At 39.8% G+C, this 19,044-nt stretch carries 14 protein-coding genes; 8 read left to right on the top strand and 6 right to left on the bottom strand.

From position 1 onward, the window contains the following. Positions 1 to 21: 21 nt before the first annotated feature. Together IPM71_10410 and IPM71_10405 are read right to left on the bottom strand one after the other, a co-directional pair. Positions 22 to 3,678, bottom strand: a complete 3,657-nt coding sequence (locus IPM71_10410) for a GHKL domain-containing protein (protein ID QQS50012.1) — start codon at positions 3,676 to 3,678, stop codon at positions 22 to 24. Between the two features lie 136 nt (positions 3,679 to 3,814). After that, positions 3,815 to 4,288 (bottom strand): 23S rRNA (pseudouridine(1915)-N(3))-methyltransferase RlmH, encoded by a 474-nt coding sequence (locus tag IPM71_10405; protein ID QQS50011.1) that lies wholly within the window; start codon positions 4,286 to 4,288, stop codon positions 3,815 to 3,817. A 149-nt stretch (positions 4,289 to 4,437) separates the two neighbouring features. On the opposite strand from IPM71_10405, the gene IPM71_10400 reads away from it, so the two are divergent. From IPM71_10400 to pdxH, 4 genes are all read left to right on the top strand, one after another. Further along, the gene (locus tag IPM71_10400) at positions 4,438 to 4,839 is read left to right on the top strand and encodes a DUF4783 domain-containing protein (GenBank protein ID QQS50010.1); all 402 of its coding nucleotides are present in this window, start codon (positions 4,438 to 4,440) and stop codon (positions 4,837 to 4,839) included. Beyond that, positions 4,829 to 5,680: a carboxylating nicotinate-nucleotide diphosphorylase gene (gene nadC, locus IPM71_10395; protein QQS50009.1), complete on the top strand. Its 852-nt coding sequence runs from the start codon at positions 4,829 to 4,831 to the stop codon at positions 5,678 to 5,680. The genes IPM71_10400 and nadC overlap by 11 nt, the downstream gene beginning before the upstream one ends. Positions 5,681 to 5,683: 3 nt before the next feature. Beyond that, positions 5,684 to 6,628 (top strand): YihY/virulence factor BrkB family protein, encoded by a 945-nt coding sequence (locus tag IPM71_10390; GenBank protein ID QQS50008.1) that lies wholly within the window; start codon positions 5,684 to 5,686, stop codon positions 6,626 to 6,628. Between the two features lie 114 nt (positions 6,629 to 6,742). Then, the gene (gene pdxH, locus IPM71_10385) at positions 6,743 to 7,381 is read left to right on the top strand and encodes a pyridoxamine 5'-phosphate oxidase (GenBank protein ID QQS50007.1); all 639 of its coding nucleotides are present in this window, start codon (positions 6,743 to 6,745) and stop codon (positions 7,379 to 7,381) included. A gap of 254 nt (positions 7,382 to 7,635) precedes the next feature. On the opposite strand, the gene IPM71_10380 is transcribed toward pdxH, so the two are convergent. Beyond that, a complete protein-coding gene (locus IPM71_10380) occupies positions 7,636 to 10,248 on the bottom strand; it encodes a valine--tRNA ligase (protein ID QQS50006.1) in 2,613 nt (870 codons plus the stop codon). A 195-nt stretch (positions 10,249 to 10,443) separates the two neighbouring features. Here IPM71_10380 and IPM71_10375 point away from each other — a divergent pair, with 195 nt between their 5' ends. After that, complete coding sequence (locus IPM71_10375) at positions 10,444 to 10,869, top strand: DUF1573 domain-containing protein (GenBank protein ID QQS50005.1); 426 nt, start codon at positions 10,444 to 10,446, stop codon at positions 10,867 to 10,869. An 89-nt stretch (positions 10,870 to 10,958) separates the two neighbouring features. Further along, positions 10,959 to 12,158, top strand: coding sequence for a pyridoxal phosphate-dependent aminotransferase (locus IPM71_10370; protein QQS50004.1), 1,200 nt, complete (start codon positions 10,959 to 10,961; stop codon positions 12,156 to 12,158). 19 nt (positions 12,159 to 12,177) lie between these two features. Here IPM71_10370 and IPM71_10365 read toward each other — a convergent pair whose 3' ends face one another. Next, the gene (locus IPM71_10365; protein QQS50003.1) at positions 12,178 to 13,341 is read right to left on the bottom strand and encodes a DUF1343 domain-containing protein; all 1,164 of its coding nucleotides are present in this window, start codon (positions 13,339 to 13,341) and stop codon (positions 12,178 to 12,180) included. A 249-nt stretch (positions 13,342 to 13,590) separates the two neighbouring features. Here IPM71_10365 and IPM71_10360 point away from each other — a divergent pair, with 249 nt between their 5' ends. Beyond that, positions 13,591 to 14,835 carry an ABC transporter permease gene (locus IPM71_10360; GenBank protein QQS50002.1) on the top strand — a complete coding sequence of 415 codons (1,245 nt, stop codon included), beginning with the start codon at positions 13,591 to 13,593 and terminating at the stop codon, positions 14,833 to 14,835. Then, the gene (locus IPM71_10355; GenBank protein QQS50001.1) at positions 14,836 to 15,474 is read left to right on the top strand and encodes a CoA pyrophosphatase; all 639 of its coding nucleotides are present in this window, start codon (positions 14,836 to 14,838) and stop codon (positions 15,472 to 15,474) included. Here IPM71_10355 and IPM71_10350 read toward each other — a convergent pair. Then, the gene (locus IPM71_10350; GenBank protein QQS50000.1) at positions 15,471 to 16,883 is read right to left on the bottom strand and encodes a transporter substrate-binding domain-containing protein; all 1,413 of its coding nucleotides are present in this window, start codon (positions 16,881 to 16,883) and stop codon (positions 15,471 to 15,473) included. The two genes, IPM71_10355 and IPM71_10350, sit on opposite strands and share 4 nt — an antisense overlap. Before the next feature lie 38 nt (positions 16,884 to 16,921). Continuing rightward, on the bottom strand, positions 16,922 to 18,970 hold the full coding sequence (locus IPM71_10345) for a hypothetical protein (GenBank protein QQS49999.1): 2,049 nt from the start codon (positions 18,968 to 18,970) through the stop codon (positions 16,922 to 16,924). Positions 18,971 to 19,044: the final 74 nt, after the last annotated feature.

Raw genomic sequence — 19,044 nt, 5'->3', positions numbered from 1 at the left:
GTATTAACAGCCACCATTAGATCATTCATATAAAAGAGGAATTCGTATGGTAAAAGTGGTGCCTTTATTAACCTGGGTTGTAAAACCTACCTGGCCATCGATGCTTTCAACAATATTCTTTACAATGGCCAGTCCAAGCCCCATTCCTCCACTTTTGGTAGTAAAACTTGGGGTAAACAACCGATCAATTATTTCTTCAGGTATTCCTTTTCCATTGTCTGAAATATGGATCAAGGCCAGATTGCTTTCGCGCTCCAGCTTCACCTCAATTTTACCTTCAACTCCTTCAGGTATAGCCTGTATACCATTTTTAATGACATTGATAAAAACACGTGTCAACTGATCGGCATCGGCCATTACCCAATATTGTCCTGGCGAGGCCAGATAATTCACTTTTACATGATCCTGACTATCGAACAAGGATACAACTTTACTCAGTGCAACTGACACTTCAACTTTTTCAATTTTTGCCAAGGGCATATTGGCAAAATTGCTAAACTCCCCTGCTATAGCAGAAAGGTTATCGATCTGCTCAAGCAGTGTTTCAGTTACCCGCTGCAGATAGGTTTCAAAATCTTCGCGTTTATCGTTCCAGGTGCGCTTCAATTGCTGCACACTGAGCCTCATGGGAGTAAGCGGGTTTTTTATTTCGTGTGCCACTTGCTTTGCCATTTCCCGCCAGGCCGATTCACGTTCTGACCTTGCTAATAATTCTATATTTTTTTCCAATTCGAGAACCATGCTGTTGTATTCATTCACAAGCCTGCCAATTTCGTCGCTGTTGGCGTATTCGATGGGTTCATAACGGCTTCCTAGTTTTAGGTTGCGAAGTTTGGCCTGAAGCATTTCAAGAGGTCGGGTAATCTGATCTGAAATAATCACAGCTATAATGATAGTAAGCAAAATAAGCAGTACATAAATATTGATAATCGCTACTGTGAGTGTAGTGATATCCTCCTGAAGTTCAGTTTGTTTAGTAAAATAAGGCAAATTCAGATAAGCCAGCAGCTTGCCCTCGCTGTTCAGAAAAGGAGCATAAGCCGACAAGTAAGAAAGCTGACTGATTTTTTCTTTGCTAATGAAGCGTGTAAGCCGATCTTTACGAAGGTTTTGGTATGCAATCGGGGTCATTTTATCACTTTGCAATCCAAGCCGGAATATTTCGTCACGCGAAGTGGCTATGAGCTTACCTTCGGGACTATAAAGATTGATATCGCTATAGAACACATCGGAAAACTTGATGAGAAGTTGCGACAGGTTGTCGTATTTATCAGCCCTCCAATTGGCAGTAAGTTCTTCTTCGTACATAAGTTTATGCTCTAATTCCACATACACCATTTTTATTTTCTCTTCGAGCAGGCGCTGTTGCGACTGATTAAACTTATGTATGTTGAAATAAATTGTACTCCCGGCTGTAAGAACCAGCGAAACAATGAGTATGAATACCACCGAAAACTGAATTTTATTCCGCAAACTATTGCTGAAATTGAATTTTCGGTAATTGGGATCGAGTAAAAAAGTGAAAAACAGAGCCAACAGGTAGAAGAATACAAAAACATACGAGAACAACACCATGTAATCAAGGGCATTTAATTCCTGTACACTTATTACTACAATGTTGTCAGGATTACTTCTAAAAACCAGGTGAAGGTATCCGTTGTGTTTGATTTGTCGAAACTCTCCGGACCAACCCTTTTCGAAAATTTCCGAGCTCAGGCTGTAATCGTAATTTCCTCCGAAAGATAATAGATTGCCCTTGTTGTATTTTGCATAGGAGCGCCCTTCATATTTAATCCCCGAATTCAAATCTTCATCGAGCAAAAGCTCCGGATAACCAAGCTGATTACTCGTAAACCTCGATTCCATTTCAATGAATACCGACACAGAAGAGTTATTGGCGATTTTATAACTGATCCATCCCAGGTAATTGATCAGACCAGAATTTTTATCGATATAAAAGAACTGGGTATTGGGTATAACAATGCCACTGGATTGAATAATTTCTTCAAAAAAAGTATAGCAGGGATACAAAAATAAACTTCCACTGCTAACGAGTACACTGTCAATAGGCCGGCACACTGTTACAGTAAAATCGTAGTTTTTCCAATACCCGTCTAAGTGTTTTTTTCTAAGGTAATCGTAAAATGAAACGATATCAAAGGCATCTGGCTCTAAATTCCTGACGATAGCTGTATCTGATTCCAAATCACGCGATAGTTCGCGAAAGAAATACTCTGCCACCGGATCATGTTCGGCAGATAACCCAATGGCCAATGACCTGTTCTGCTGATACTCTTTCTGCCCGCCTGTTTTTACAGTAAAAAACAAGATGTAAACCGAAAACAACAACAGAAATACCATCAGGGTCGAAAAAATTGTATTCCGTTGCAGGTGTCGCTGCATGTAGGCCAACAAGGAATATAAAATAAAAGCAAATAGTACAGAATAAAGTTCAAAGGGCAATTTCACTGCAAAACTCATAAAATAAGCTACCGACAGCAGGATTCCACAATTAATAACCAATCGGTAGAGCTTTATTTCTGCAAGATTTTTAAATATCCAGAGTGCAATGAGCAATACCGCAAAAAAGTTTAATGAGAAAATGATATAAGCGATTATAACAGGCAGTTTCAGTTGACTGATATTTTGTACCAGTATTTTTAAACTCGAATTGGCAATAAGACTTGTAGACGAAAAAATGGCATAGGCCAGCACCAAGAGAAATATCAGGTTAAAAAACAAAATCCATACAGCCTGGCCTGAAGAACCGGAAACCAATACTGCGGGCACTCTCACATACCTGTAAACGAGGTAAATAATAAATAGAAAGAGGATTGTGTGAAGCATCAAATCGCCCAGCGAGGGAGCCCATGCAGAAGCATAGATATAGGGATCAAATAAAAGATAAAAATCAGCGGGCCAAGCTGTAAACAGCAATCCGATACGCGCAAGTACCAATGCACCAGCCACTAACAGCAGGGCCCATGAGCGCTTTTTAGCGTTCATGTATTTCAGGTATATGCGCAAATATTGAAGCAAAAAATAAATTCCGGTAAAAAACAAAAGAGTTGCTAGTACCAGCAAATTGCGATTAATATCTTTTGATGCATGCGTAAAATCAAGGAAAAAGACAATCTTTCCGTCCTGATCTTTTAGGGGCAAACTGTTCTTAATTTGTTTTTGAGCAATGATTACTCCTTTTGGCAGTTTAAACCCAGGATGCATACCATTGACTACGAAACGATTTTTATGCGGAAAATTGTTTTCAAGCAATACCAGGCCAAGTCCTTCTTCTAAACCAACCGGCCTCTTGAAATAATAATAGCTGCTCGAAAAAATGCTTACAACACCATTTTCATTAAGTGTATCTGTAACAATTTTTTCAACTGCCACATTGTTATCAGACCAGGCTATAAGTGTGTCTCCGCGAAATAAAAAGGCGCTTACACCATGTTTAAAATAATAATCATCGCGATTGGTTACGTATTGCGAATGAAATTCCTTATCAACCAATTGAATCAGTTCAGTAGCCTTTTCGAGCTTTTCGATAAAGGCTTTCTGAGCTTTTTTTACATGCCATGTGCGGGTCTCAATCTTTCCTGGCAATTTTACAAGTGTCACAGAAAGAGCTAGCAACAGAATAGCGATGTAAAAATTTCGGAGAGTATTCTGATTCATTTTAATCTACTAAGTAAAAAAACATTCTTCCGGCTGGCTGGTCTTTTCTCTTATCGAAAAGAACGTAGTAACTACACCGGCACTAAATTTATAGCATATTCCTATAAGTTCCTCATTAATTGATCAACACACCAATCTATTCGTTGTGGTATGGATGCCCGCTAAGAATCGACAATGCCCGGTAAATCTGTTCGGCAAATATCAATCGCACCAACTGATGCGTGGTAGTCATTTTCGAAAGCGAAAGCATCTCCTGGGCCCTTTTGTAAACAGCATCGGAAAAACCATAGGCACCGCCAACTACAAAATAAATATTTTTATGTCCGGCATTAAAATGACGTTGCAATTGATTGGCAAACTCAAGCGAAGTAAAAGATTTCCCTTTTTCATCTAAAAGAATTATATAATCAGATTTACCAAGTCGCTTCAAAATAAGTTCTCCCTCTGCCTTTTTCCTTTCGTTAGGGTTTAGTTTACTGAAATTCTTTGGAGTATCGATGGATTCAAGACTAAAATCAACCTGCTTTTTTATCCGTTCAATATAATCTTCTATCAAAGCATCGAGGTGATGACTTTCAGAACGGTTTACACATAAACAATTGATTTTCATGCAAATTACAATAATAAAAAAATCATACCTAAGTTCAACCTGAATAGCATCTCCGCAGGTTGGTAATAAGTTGGTTTTCAGAGTTCGCTAAATGTTGTATTTTTACTTTTTATTTGGCTTGCTTTTTGAGTCACCCTAACAAAAGTACAATGATGAATTGGAATAAAAAACTTCTTTCATTGCTGGTATTTGTCATGCTATTGGCGACAAAAGCAACTTGTCAGGACTTACCAACGGATTTGATCAATGGATTTAGCACTGGCAACACCTCCCTGATATCAAATTATTTTAAACCTTCGCTTGAGCTCAGTATTGGCTCTACCAGCAATGTTTACAGCAAAACCCAGGCAGAAATTATTCTGAAGGATTTTTTCAAAAACAATGCTCCTAAAAGCTTTTCGGTTTTACACAAAGGAGGCCAGGGCGAATCGAAATATGCTATTGGCACACTGGTTACAGGAAATGGTACCTACCGTGTTACCATTTTAATAAAAGGCGAAACCACCAATGCGTTCATTCATCAATTAAGAATCGACAAAGATGGAGCTTAAGAGTTACCTCGACTCATTCATCTCAGGTGCCATAAACGAAGATATTGGCCCTGGCGACTATACCTCGCTTGCTATATTTCCATCAGACAAAAAGGGAGTTTCCCGACTATTGGTGAAACAAGAGGGTATCTTGTCTGGTGCAGAGATCTCCATCGAAATATTAAAACGTTTTGATCCGGAAATTAAAGTAGAACAATACTTTTTCGATGGCGAACCGATACAAGTGAATGACATCGTATACATTGCCGAAGGAAAAATTTTGGCACTTCTGCAAGCAGAAAGATTGGTATTAAATCTTGTTCAACGTATGAGCGGAATTGCCACACAAACAAGACAGTACGTAGAAGCAATTAAAGGGCTCGACACCAAACTACTCGACACCCGCAAAACCACTCCCGGTTTGCGTATTCTGGAAAAAATAGCGGTTAAACATGGCGGAGGAGTAAACCATCGCATGGGCCTTTACGATGCCATGATGATTAAAGACAACCATATCGATTATGTGGGGGGGATTCGCAAAGCCATTGAAATGACGAGAGATTACAACAAAAAAAACCAGCTAAACCTAAAAATTATTTGCGAGGTACGCTCCTTGGCTGACATCGCAGAGGTTTTAAAAACTGGAGGAGTTGACCGCGTATTGCTCGATAATTTCAGCCCGGAACTAACCAGAGAAGCCCTTTCACTTATTCAGGGCAAACTGGAAACAGAATCATCCGGAGGAATTACATTGGCCAACATCCGAGAATACGCCCGCTGTGGGGTGGATTACATTTCGGTTGGAGCACTTACGCATCAGATACGTAGCCTCGACTTAAGCCTTAAAGCTGTGGTCTCTTAAAAGATGCGAAAATCTGACTCCTACATAATAGGCCAATGGGTAAAGAAGGCAAGCCAGGCTGCAAAAATACGGTGGAAGAAAACCTCCTTTTCTGGCTTTAATGATGTGAGCTTGTCTGATGTAATAGAATTCTTTATAAAAGGAATAAGAAAAGGATCCTTAAACTTAAGGGCCACCTCGATAGCTTTTAATTTTTTATTGGCACTCGGACCTGCCTTGGTTTTTTTTCTAGCCATTTTGCCTTATCTGCCTATTGATAATTTCGAAGCCACTCTCTCGACAGTGCTATTCGACATTATGCCCGAAAATTCATTCATTGCCATCGAGCCCTTGTTGGATGAAATATTCCGTAGGCGGGGGGGGTTGCCAATTTTCGGACTACTTACCAGTCTCTTCTTCGCACAAAAAGCAATACACGGAATCATAGAAGCATTTAATGCCACTCACCACACCATCGAAACCCGCAGTTGGTACAAACAAAGAGCTGTTTCTATTGCACTTGTGTTTGTGTTTTTTGCCCTGGCGGCCATCGCAAGTTCTGCATTTTTTATCAGTAAAATGTGGCTGGCTTCATTTTTCGAAGAGAGCTTTTTCGATATCAATCCATGGCTTTTCTATTTTGGAAAATGGCTTATGCTAATAGTCCTTACTTATATCTCAATTTCCTTATTGTATTATTTCGGACCAAGCCGGCGAGGCAAATGGAAATTCTTTTCAGCAGGCTCCAAACTAGCCACCTTGCTTACCATTATATCCTCATTAGGCTTTACTTATTTTATGGACCACTTTGCCCAGCTTAATAAGTTTTTTGGGTCTATTGGTGCCCTGGTAGCTCTTATGCTTTGGCTAAACTTCAATGCCATTTCACTGCTCATTGGTTTTGAACTTAACGCTTCCATTAACAATGCAAAGCTCAAGCACAACCAGGCACCAGCTGAAAACAATTGATTCAAACTTCCTCTGGAGGTATATCCCTATATCTTTTTCAGAAATACGCTATTTCAATCTTTGAACATAAAGCATGTAGAAAATGTTAAGCATTTATTATTAATAAATTGCCAAATGAAGAAATTTTTCCATATACGCCGCGATTACAATAAATCGAATCTTCAACTCATCGATCTGAAATCGAATCCTATGGAACAATTTGATCAATGGTTTCGTGATGCACAAAAAAATGAAATATACGAACCCAATGCCTTTGTGCTAGGCACCTCAACACCCGATGGCAGAAATTCAACCCGCTATTTGCTTTTAAAGGCCTACGATAATGAAGGTTTGATTTTTTTTACAAATTACGAGAGCAAAAAAAGCCAGCAAATGGCGCGTAACCCCTTAGCATCCATGGCATTTTACTGGCCTGTTGCTCAGCGTCAGGTCAGAATAGAAGGGAGTATCACACGTTTGCCAGAAGCACAATCAGACGAATATTTCAATGTGCGCCCCGAAGGCAGTAAGATCGGTGCCTGGGCATCGCCGCAAAGTAAGCCAATCCCTAACCGCGAATACCTCGAAAAACTAAAAAACGAATACGAAAAAAAGTTTAGTCAATTTCGCATTAATCGTCCAAATTTTTGGGGTGGCTACAAATTATCTCCAGACCTGATCGAGTTTTGGCAGGGCAGACCTGACAGGCTTCACGACCGTTTTGAGTACATCCTAAAAAGTGACGGTTGGAGACGTGAGCGGTTAGCGCCTTAAACTTTTTCGTTGGTATCTATTTTGAAGGATAATCCAGCTTCAATTCAAATAATGAAGCTCCCCGCAACAAACTGACGGGATATCTGCAAAAGATTTTATTCGCCTCAAGAGGCGTGGTATTTACCCGCGCACCTACTTTCAGTCCCGGATGTAAATCGGGATTCGACTATAAAATTTCATTTCGTGAACTCATGAAATTTAAGTCTCACGAATAAAACCGCCCCGAATAATATGCGAAGCGGCTTTTTTTTCGATTAGATTAGTTTGCCCAATTGCTCTCCAATTGTTTTTATTTTTAATTCGGCGTCAGCCTGTTTCTGCTTTTCCTTTTCAACTACTGCTGCAGGAGCACTGCTCACAAATTTTTCATTTTCAAGCTTTTTACACACCGAAACTAAAAATTCCTGATAATACTTAATTTCCCCTTCCAGGCGCTTACGTTCTGTTTCTGAATCGATTAGCTCGGTCATAGGGATTCCAAATTCAGTGGTTCGTACTAAAAAATTTATCGTTCCGCTGTCTACCTTTTCTACAAATACAATCCGATTGATATTGGCAAGTTTCTGAACAACCGGTAAAAAATCTTTTCTGTAACTTTTTTCGTCAGCTACTATCTGAATATCCAAGGAATCTTTGTTGGGAATATTTTTGCCCTGACGGATGTTGCGCACAGCAGCAACCAGTTCTTTAGTCTGCTCAAAAAGCTCAATCAGCTCCTCATTAACCTTTCCAGCCATAGGCATTTGGGCTATCATGATACTATCGTTATCTTGCCGCTTCTCAATAAGTTGATAAATTTCCTCTGTAATGAAGGGCATAAACGGGTGCAGCAACCGCATTACCTTATCGAAATAGCCCACGGTGGCATCGTAAGTTTTTTTATCTATTGGTTTCTGATATTCTGGTTTAACGGCTTCGAGAAACCAGCCGGAAAAATCATCGCGTACGAGAGTGTAAACTAACATCAATGCATCGCTGATTCTGAATTTCGCAAAATTATCGTCGAGAATTTCAATGGTTTTATTGAGGGTATGATCAAACCACTCGATGGCTTCTGCAGCTGATTTGGGTTGCGTGGCCGAGGCGTCAACCTCCCAGCCCTTTACCAACCTGAAAGCATTCCAGATTTTATTGCAAAAATTTCGTCCTTGCTCAGTAAGGCTTTCATCGAAAAGAATATCGTTTCCGGCAGGTGAGCAGAGCAACATTCCAACTCTTACTCCATCGGCCCCATATTTTTCAATCAGGTCAAGTGGGTCAGGAGAATTGCCTAATGATTTCGACATTTTACGACGCAATTTGTCACGCACCATCCCGGTGAAATAGACATTATTAAAAGGTTTTTGGCCTTTAAAAGCATAGCCTGCCATTATCATACGGGCTACCCAGAAAAAAATAATATCGGGTGCAGTAACCAAATCGTTGGTTGGGTAATAATAATCCTGTTCTTTCTCTGGAAAAACAGAATAGGGCCATAGCCACGACGAAGCCCAGGTATCCAATACATCTTCGTCCTGAGTTAAATCAGCCATAGTTAAGGCAGAGTTCCCTGTATTGTTTTTCGCTAAAGTCAACGCCTTTTCAGCGGTTTCGGCTACTACAAACGAACCATTGTCCAGGTAATAAACCGGTATGCGGTGCCCCCACCACAACTGCCGGCTAATGCACCAGTCCTTAATGTTTTCCATCCAATGCCGATACAGGTTCTTAAACTTGGCAGGGTAAAAACTAATGTTATCTTCCATCACAGTTTCAAGTGCCGGACGGGCCAATGTTTCCATGCGCAAAAACCATTGGGTCGAAAGTTTGGGCTCTATCACCACATCTGTGCGCTCTGAATAACCCACTTTATTGACATAATCGTCGGCACGCACAAAATTTCCGGATTGTTCTAATGCAGGAATTATTTTTTTACGGGCAACAAACCGATCTTCTCCAACCAGGTATTGTGCTTTTTCACTTAAAGTGCCGTCATCGTTAAAAATATCAATCGATTCCAGTTTATGGCGCATGCCAATTTCATAATCGTTAATATCGTGTGCGGGAGTAATTTTTAAACAGCCAGTACCAAATTCCATGTCGACATAGTCGTCTTCAATCACCGGTACCGATCTGTTGATAAGAGGCACCAGCACTCTTTTTCCTTTTAGATTCTTATACCTTTCGTCACTGGGGTTCACACACACCGCCGTATCGCCAAGTATAGTTTCCGGCCGGGTAGTTGCAATTACCACATAATTATCTACCTCACCTTCTACCTTGTAGCGTAAGTAATATAACTTGGATTGTTCTTCTTTGTAGATTACCTCTTCATCGGAAACCGCTGTTTTCGCGGAAGGATCCCAGTTTACCATACGCACACCGCGGTAAATCAGTCCTTGCTCGTACAACTCGACAAAAGATTTGATAACTGCCTTACTGCGGGCTTCGTCCATAGTAAAAGCTGTACGATTCCAGTCGCAACTGGCTCCCAGCTTCTTAAGCTGATCGAGAATAATGCCACCATGCTTTTCTTTCCATGCCCAGGCATGTTGTAAAAACTCGTCGCGGGTAAGCTGGTCTTTGTTTATACCCTCGGCCTTAAGTTTATTTACAACCTTTGCCTCGGTGGCAATGGAGGCATGGTCGGTACCCGGCACCCAGCATGCATTTTTACCTAACATTCTGGCCCGCCGAATAAGAATATCCTGAATAGTATTGTTAAGCATATGCCCCATATGCAATACGCCAGTTACATTGGGTGGAGGAATTACAATGGTGTAAGGCTCGCGTTTATCGGGATGCGAACTAAAATAATTCTTCTTCATCCAGTCGGCGTACCATTTATCCTCTACAATACGGGGATTATATTTGCTTTCAATTTCCATTTATACTCTTATTGTTTGAATAAATATTGTTGTAAAAAAACCAAAATAAAATCATGCACTTTTTAAAAATTGCGTAAAAATAGCAATAAATTAGCAGCCACTTTCTGCTGGCATTAAATTTGATTTATTAAACTTAAAAATGCAGATAAGATCGAATTGAATTAATTATAATTTTGCACAATAAATAGAATAATTATGAAAAAGATTCTCACCTTCTGTTTGTTAGCTTTAGCTTCATTCAGTATAAGTTGTTCCCAAACCAGCCAGGCTGAGCCAAATGTGGATATTGATGCTCAGGGGCCTGTAATTAAGTTTAAAGATCTGAATCATGATTTTGGCACCATCGAGCAAGATGGCAACGGTACGTACGAGTTTGAATTTAAAAACGAAGGCAACGAACCACTTCTCCTCGAGAATGTGCGTAGCTCATGTGGTTGCACCATTCCTCAGTGGCCGAAAGAACCAATTGCTCCGGGTCAATCATCAAATATAGTAGTGAAATACGATACAAGACGAGTAGGTTCTTTTTCGAAATCCATTACTGTAAGCTCCAATGGTTCTGAAATACCCATTACACTTAGCATTAGAGGTACTGTTGAAGCCAAAGCGGCGGCGCAATAATTAAAAAACTGAAATAGCTTGATTAGACTCACAAGTCCACCTTACAGGCTTGTGAGTTTTGTTTTTAATAACCATTAACATTCAAATTTATGCCATCCATTTCCGATCGAGGGAATTTAATGCCGAACTCCCCAATCCGTAAGCTTGTTCCGCTGGCTGAAAAAGCTGAGAAAAGCGGCAGAAAAGTAATTCGACTAAATATCGGGCAACCCGATATTCCTACTTCAGATAAGGCATTGGCGGCAATTCGGAACATGAATGTACAGGTAATTGAATACAGCCATAGTGCTGGAATGGAATCGTTAAGACGGAAGATGGCCGAATATTATCAAAAAATCAACATTGATGTAAGTTACGAGGATATTCTGATTACTACCGGTGGGTCAGAAGCCATTACCCTTACTTTGCTCACCTGTTTAAATGCAGGTGATGAGATTCTGGTTCCTGAACCATTTTATGCCAATTATTACAGCTTTGCCACTTCTACCGATGTAAAAGTGGTAGCCATCAGCTCGAAAATTGAAGATGGTTTTCGACTTCCTCCCATAGAAGAGTTCGAGAAAAAAATTACCAACCGTACAAAATGTATCATTATTTGCAACCCGAATAACCCAACCGGTCATGTATACAGCCGCGAGGAACTGGAGCAAATAAGAGATCTGGCATTAAAGTACGATTTGTTTCTGCTCTCCGACGAGGTTTACCGCGAATTTGTATACGATGGAGAGGCTTTCACTTCCATCATGCACCTCGATGGGCTTGAAAACCATGCCATTTTAATCGACTCCCTTTCCAAGCGATATAGTGCCACTGGCTTGCGCACCGGTGCCCTGGTAACCAAAAATAAGTCCCTACGAGATACTGCCTTAAAATTTTGCCAGGCAAGATTATCTCCACCCTATGTGGGGCAAATTGCGGGTGAGGCTGCACTCGACTCCTCGGACGAATACATGAGCAATACTTTTAATGAGTATCTGGCTCGTCGGAATTTTGTAGTAAAAGCGCTTAACGAAATGCCTGGTGTATTCTGCCCCAATCCTAAAGGTGCATTTTATGTCATGGCCAAACTTCCCGTCGACAATGCTGAGAAATTTGCGATGTGGCTTCTCGACGAATTTAATTGCGATGGCAATACCGTTATGGTAGCTCCCGGTGCAGGCTTTTATACCGAAGGAGGATTAGGAATGCAAGAGATAAGAATTGCCTATGTAATTAACCTGCAACAGCTCGATATCGCCATGAAATGCCTGAAAAAAGCCCTGGAAGTTTATCCTGGTCGAATTTCCTGATATTAAAGTCCTATACAGACTATTCGGGATAAATCAGATACTTCTGTCGAATTGTTTCAAAATTTTTTAATCCGGGCTCCCAACTAGCCCGGATTTCTTTTTCTGTAAACCCAGCAAGAATTTGTTTTTGGAGTTGATCCGTTCCGGCCAGCAAATTAAAATATTCGTTAAAAAACAGCTCTTTGCTATTCATTTTCAGATAAGCCGCCAGCAAATAAGACAGATTTAATTGATGAGTTTGGTACAATGAGTCGATGGAGGTTCGGGTTAAATCAACCCCAAAACACCTTAAATTTTTATATTCAGGGTTCAGACTTGCTCCAGGTTTGCTTTTAGGTATAAAAGAGTAATTTTTCTCTGGATAATCTGGATGACCGAAAACCTGAAAAGGAGAAGGAGTACCCCTTCCCACCGAAATAACTGTACCCTCAAATAAACAAAGCGAAGGATAGAGCATAACCGAACGCATGTCAGGCAAATTCGGTGAAGGTTTTTCGGGAAAACTATAACGCGAATGCCGCCAATAGTTCCCAATCTCAATTACCTTCAGTGTGCATTTCATATTTTCACCAAGCCATCCTTCTCCGTTGATCATATTGGCATATTCACCAATGGTCATACCATATACTATTGGCACTGGATGCATACCAACAAAAGAATTGAACTTCATTTCAAGAACTGGTCCATCGACATATTGAATATGAGGGTTGGGGCGATCGAGCACAACCAGTTTAATTCCTTCTTCTGCACAAGCCTGCATTACATAATGCAGAGTGGATATATAAGTATAAAACCGAACCCCAACATCTTGTAAATCGAACAATACGATCTCTATATCCTGCAAATCACTTTTCGAAGGTTTGGTTTTACTTCCATACAAAGAAACAACCGGAACTGAATCATACAACATTAAAGCTCCATCGACCTTACTACCGGCATCATAGGTGCCTGAGAAACCATGTTCGGGAGAAAAAACCCTTTTAACAGAGAAAGCTGTACCTTCTTGCCTGCTGTAAAACAAAAGTGTATCAACCAAATGAGTGCTATTTACCTTGGAGGCATAATTGCACACCACAGCCACATTTTTTCCTTTCACCAGAGGTAGGTACTCCGAAATGCGAAAAGCTCCAGGACGGATAGTAGGCTGTGAGTATGCCCAAGCGCAAAACCATGCTGAACTCACAACAACAAAAACTATTGCAAATAATCTTAGAAAAGATCTCGTTCTGAAAAATGAATTTTCCAGCAAAGCACTTGGGTTATCAGACATATTATTTTCCTTTCAGACTGCCTCATGATATCTTTGCAGCATTTTTCGAATGTTATTAAGCATAATCGACTTGCACTCATTCAAATCTGCCAAATATACTTTTACCTACAACAATATCTAAGGTTCAAATTTACTACTTTTGAACAAAGCTTTTAAAAACGAATGAATACTGAATTCTATATTGCACGCCGGTTTGTGCACAGCCAGCGCGGCAATAAAAAACATACAATGCCTATCATCAGGCTATCGGTTATTGCCATTGCTATGAGCCTGGCAGTAATGCTCATAGCAGTTGCAACCGTTACAGGTTTTAAGCAGGAAATTCAAAAAAGAGTAATCGGTTTTGCCAATCACATTCAAATTACCAATTACGATCTGAACAATTCATTTGAAACCTCAGCCATTAAAAAACAACAAGCCTTTTTACCCGAACTGTCAAAAATGCCCGGAATAGATCATATACAAGTTTTTGCCACAAAACCAGGCATGATAAAAACTAAAAACGATGTTCAGGGTGTTGTGGTAAAAGGTGTAGGCGAGGATTTCAACTGGGCATTTTTCGAAAAGCACATTACCCAGGGCACACATTTTACTGTGAACGATTCGGTACGCACCAACGAGGTGGTGATCTCTGAAAAGCTGGCCAACATGCTCCAACTTGAACTAAACGAAGAGTTCGCTATGTTTTTTATCGACGATAAGCCCCGCATGCGTCGATTTAAAGTATGTGCACTCTATAAAACCAGTCTCGAACAGTTCGACATGCAGATTATGCTCGCCGATATTGGACATATACAGCGTCTAAACAACTGGGATTCATCAATTGTTGGCGGGTATGAAATAATGATCGATGATTTTAAGGAAATTGATCAGATGACTTATCTTATCAAGGAAGAAGTCGAATACCGTTTCAATGACGAAGGTGGCAAACTCGAGGTGAAAAGCATTAAGCAACGATATCCTCAAATATTCGATTGGCTCTCTTTACTCGACATGAATGTATGGGTAATTCTTATTCTGATGGTTTGTGTATCCATCCTCAACATGGTATCGGGTCTTATCATTTTAATACTCGACCGTACCTTTTCTATTGGCCTTCTTAAAGCCTTGGGTACCTCCAATGCTTCGATGCGTAAAATATTTTTATACCAAGCTTTATATCTTATTTTGAAAGGTATGTTTTTCGGGAATATTATTGCCCTTGTCATCTTATACCTTCAAGATAAATACCATCTTATCCGTCTCGATCAGGCATCGTATTTTATTGATTATGCACCTGTCAATATCAATATAGGGCACTTTTTAATAATCAATGCCGCAGCTCTGGCAGTTATTTTCCTCTTTATGATGTTGCCTGTATTAATTGTTTCGCGCATACAACCGGTAAAATCATTACGCTATAGTTAAATGGATGGTTTAATTAAGACCATACAACAGAGGCTTGAAGAAGGTTTACCAGGTAAACAGGCTCATCATCGCATGATCCCTGAATCGCGCCACCTATTCCCTAACGAAGTAGAAAACCCAATTCCTGCAGCAGTGCTTATTTTATTGTACCCAAATAGGGAGGATAGGCTTGAAACAATTCTGATAAAAAGGCCATCCTACAATGGACACCATAGCGCCCAGGTAAGCTTTCCGGGTGGAAAAGCAGAAAAAACCGATCAGAATCTTTACGGAACTGCCCTCAGAGAGAGTATGGAAGAAGTAGGCATTAATCCGGACCTGATTGAATTCATCGGTGCTCTCTCACCGCTTTACATTCCGGTTAGTCGATTCGTAGTACATCCATTTATTGCATTTGCAATGCACACTCCGGAATTTTTAATTGACAAATCTGAAGTTGACTACCTGATTCCTGCAAGCATTAAAGATTTATTGAAGCCAGAGGTGCATTATAGAAATCTGATCATCCAAAGTAAGGAGTTTTCTACTCCCTACTTCAATGTAAAAAATGAAATGGTTTGGGGTGCTACCGCAATGATTTTAAGCGAATTAATAGAAGTGCTTAAATCTACACCAGCTATCGATCGATTTCTTGATTAGTTTACTACGATATTTTTATAATGCTCGTATCGCTCAAGTATTTCGCTTACATACTTGTAGGTTTCGGTTCCACGGCAATATCCATATTTCACTACAGGATCGTTAAAATACTTTGGCTCTGATTTTTTTAGCAGAAAGTTCTCTACATTGTCTTCCCAAACATTAGGGTTTTTACCATATTTATCGGCCAGTTTGCGGGCATCCATTACGTGACCCGGGCCAATGTTGTACGAAGCCAGAATAAAGCGCTGACGCTCTTCAATATCCGTTATATCCGAATACAGATTATCCAGCCATTGAATAAACATAATACCAGCCCGTATTTGTTGCCCTGCGGTAGATTCAGAACTAACGCCAAATCTTTTTGCGGTATTTGGCATCAACTGCATCAAGCCAAAGGCACCGGCCCACGAAACTGCGCTTGGATTAAAGCGCGACTCCTGGTATACCATCGAAGCCACTAATCGCCAATCCCAGCCAATCTGAGCACTGTACTCCTTAATATAATCATCGTATGGAGAAATGGTGCCCGATTTGTTTGCAAACAAATCGCTTCCAACAATTTCTGATGAACGATTATTCTCGAAGTATTTTTTGTAAAGAATTGCATAGCGGTTTGTGGTTTTAAACTCCTTTAACCATATATCAATCGCCTTCAGTAGTTCAGTATCTTCCTTGTCAACTGCCCATGCAAGATTCTGATGAAAACTTACGGGCAATGATACATCGAGGTTGTTATAATATGTTTTGTTGACCAAAGCTACATTTTCATCACTGATTGCATAATCAATGTGTCCTTCTGCCACCATTTGAATAAGCTTTTCGAGTCCTTCATCGCTTTCAACTATACGAATGCTATCGCCAATCTCCTCGGCCAAATTGTGCAAACGTCTTGCATAAGCACTGTTTTTTTGCACATGCACTGTCTTACCCCCTAACTGAAGCTGTTCGGTAACCAGTTCTTTGTTTATAGCCGATTCACTCAGATGGGCCCAATTTTCGGGTTTTCGCTGTACCAGTACCTGCCGGGTTTTAGTATGGGGTTCTGTAAAGGCCAGAAATTCTTTTCGTTTGTTGGTCACTGTGAGGTTCACAGCTATCAGGTCAATTTCGCCTTTTTCAAGCATTTCAAATTTTTGCTCCAGATTGTTGTTGGCAATTACTTCCAGTTTAACATCGAGGTAATCAGCCAGCTCTTGTAGCAACTCAAACTGGTATCCCATAGGTTGACCTCGGTAAATAAAATAGCTGGTCGAATTGTAATCTGTTACTACTCTCAATACTCCATTTTGCTTGATCGTTTCGAGTTTGTTGGGCTTATATGCCTCATTTCCTGAATTATGCGATCGATTGCATCGCGAAAATACCAATACAACAAGCACCATTAAGATGTATAACTTAATTCTCATATTTTTCGGATTAAATTTTATGAACTTACAGCCTTGGCCTAATCGTAAAATGTCCAGGATAAGCCAAATTTAAAAGCTGCAGATTTGGAAGGATAGTTTTGTGCCAGAAAATGGTTTAAGTTCCTGGTTGAACTATTCACATGTTCATATTTTAAGAAAAAACGTGTTCGTTTTAGTTTCATACTCAACCAAAGATCCACATAGGGATAATTACCCGTCATATTCGAGGAGTTCTGAATGTGAAAAAGCGAAAGTGCAGGTATGTATCCTGTGGCTTTCATTTCGGTATTGTAATACACATCAGCTCCAAGCATAGTTCTCAGTTTTCCGCCGGTAAGTTTAAAAAGCCAGGTTTGGTCGATATAGGTTGAGTTAAATACAACCAAAGCCGGCACTTCAACAACCGATCTGTTTTCGGACACCTGGTAGGTTATCTTGTTAATGGAATGAAACTTCCAAACTACAAATTCCTTCTGCACTGCCAGGGCCCAAATACTCAATGGCTGATTGTAGGATTCAGGCATTGAGTCGGTAATGAAAATATAATTGCGAAGTACGTTATATTTTAAATCGATTTCAAATCTGTTTGATGGAGCGCTCAATTTGCTTGATAAAAAAAGCTTATTTATGGCTTTAAAATCCTTCTCCCATATATAATGATTTGAATAGTAGTTATTTAACTGGTAAGAAGGCACCCTATTCTCAAGAGAACCACTTAAAAATAACTGATAAGGGCGGTTAAACAGATTAATGTTCGTGAGCATCAGTCCATCCAACATGGTTTCACCGGCTTTATACCCTGCGAGATAAATGGAAGCTGAAAACCGGCTTTGAAAATGTGTCCAGAATTTTCCATAAATACCACCAGACACATAAATATTGTATAAACTCTGGTTCGAATTGATGTCGTAAAGTGTATCGTAGTTGGTAACACCTTTTTTAAGATATTTATTCTCTGACAGTTGTCTTTCTTGCGGAGTAAGTCCTGTAGTATCGATACGGTTAAAAAAACTAGAATCGATTAGTGCTGTGTCGAGTAAGGAATAATAGGTGTATTTTAAGTAATCGTGGTTCACGTTTGCAAATACTCCAGCTGTAACTTTATTTCTGAGCTTGGTTTTAAAGTCGAATTGAAAGGTATTGGTAACCCTCATTTCAGCAATGGAATCGTAAGTAGCCTTAATGTTTGAATAGATATTATCGTAATAGTAATTATTAATTTCTTCTTTATTCTCATAAATTTTCGAAGCCTTGCGGTAACGCACAACATAGCTTACCGATGGCTGAGCTAAATTGTTTGAAACATTTCCCGAATCTGTTTTCTGGCCAATTGTAAAAAGCTTAATATTTTGGCTAAGCATACCATCGATATACCGTACTTTATTACGCACATCTACATCGGGTACACTTGAACTGGTAGACCCTCCGGTAAAATATGTCTCAATTTCTTTGGTAAACTGCCAGTCGCCATTATAACTCGAGTCGACAACCCCACCATTCTCACCAGCATAATATCGATTAAGATCTAGAGAAAGATGAATGGTATAATTTCGTCCTGTGTAACTGCTGAAAACGCTAAACGATTTACTGTTGGCATTAATGTACCTATATTGTCCTTTGTCGGTTGTTACTCCAGCACTTAAACCAAAATTTAACCGATCATTGATATTTTGAGTATGAAAAATCTTAAAATACTCCTCACGGTCTGTTTTAGGCCAACTTAGCATATAATCGAGCTGGGTAAATGGCTTGCGGGTATTAAAATAAACGGTTGTAGAGTAACTTGAGAAATAGTCGCTGTAAGAATTCAGAAACAATAAATCGTCTTGTTTGCGGCTAAAAAACAAGTTCGAAAGATAGGGAGAGCCATTGGAGCTCAGGGTTGCAGCGGAGGAATAATTCCGAAGAATAATATTATGAATCTGGAAATTCTCAAGATTGGTATCGATGATAGTTTTCTCGGGATTAACAAACCATTTGTCTAAAATCCATCCATTAAGTACAGCATTCGAGTCGGAAACAGATTGTGAATGAACTGAAATATTAAAGAAAAATAGAATAGCAAGTATATGCAGAGAATGATTCATCAGGTAAGAACTACAAATTTTGTACCAGACAAAAGTAAGAAATTTACTGTTTATAAGCAGGGTTTAGTGTGAAA

This window comes from Bacteroidota bacterium, assembly GCA_016699695.1.
Taxonomy (GTDB): domain Bacteria; phylum Bacteroidota; class Bacteroidia; order Bacteroidales; family UBA10428; genus UBA10428.
The sequence above is the reverse complement of the archived record's forward strand: the minus strand, read 5'-3'. Positions and strand labels throughout refer to the sequence as shown.

Bases quoted from the DNA above. Each gene is read 5' to 3' on its own strand.
- IPM71_10345 (QQS49999.1), bottom strand. From the start codon at position 18,970: ATGAATCATTCTCTGCATATACTTGCTATTCTATTTTTCTTTAATATT.
- IPM71_10380 (QQS50006.1), bottom strand. From the start codon at position 10,248: ATGGAAATTGAAAGCAAATATAATCCCCGTATTGTAGAGGATAAATGG.
- IPM71_10400 (QQS50010.1), top strand. From the start codon at position 4,438: ATGATGAATTGGAATAAAAAACTTCTTTCATTGCTGGTATTTGTCATG.
- IPM71_10370 (QQS50004.1), top strand. From the start codon at position 10,959: ATGCCATCCATTTCCGATCGAGGGAATTTAATGCCGAACTCCCCAATC.
- IPM71_10405 (QQS50011.1), bottom strand. From the start codon at position 4,288: ATGAAAATCAATTGTTTATGTGTAAACCGTTCTGAAAGTCATCACCTC.
- IPM71_10350 (QQS50000.1), bottom strand. From the start codon at position 16,883: ATGAGAATTAAGTTATACATCTTAATGGTGCTTGTTGTATTGGTATTT.
- IPM71_10355 (QQS50001.1), top strand. From the start codon at position 14,836: ATGGATGGTTTAATTAAGACCATACAACAGAGGCTTGAAGAAGGTTTA.
- IPM71_10360 (QQS50002.1), top strand. From the start codon at position 13,591: ATGAATACTGAATTCTATATTGCACGCCGGTTTGTGCACAGCCAGCGC.
- nadC (QQS50009.1), top strand. From the start codon at position 4,829: ATGGAGCTTAAGAGTTACCTCGACTCATTCATCTCAGGTGCCATAAAC.
- pdxH (QQS50007.1), top strand. From the start codon at position 6,743: ATGAAGAAATTTTTCCATATACGCCGCGATTACAATAAATCGAATCTT.
- IPM71_10410 (QQS50012.1), bottom strand. From the start codon at position 3,678: ATGAATCAGAATACTCTCCGAAATTTTTACATCGCTATTCTGTTGCTA.
- IPM71_10375 (QQS50005.1), top strand. From the start codon at position 10,444: ATGAAAAAGATTCTCACCTTCTGTTTGTTAGCTTTAGCTTCATTCAGT.
- IPM71_10390 (QQS50008.1), top strand. From the start codon at position 5,684: ATGCGAAAATCTGACTCCTACATAATAGGCCAATGGGTAAAGAAGGCA.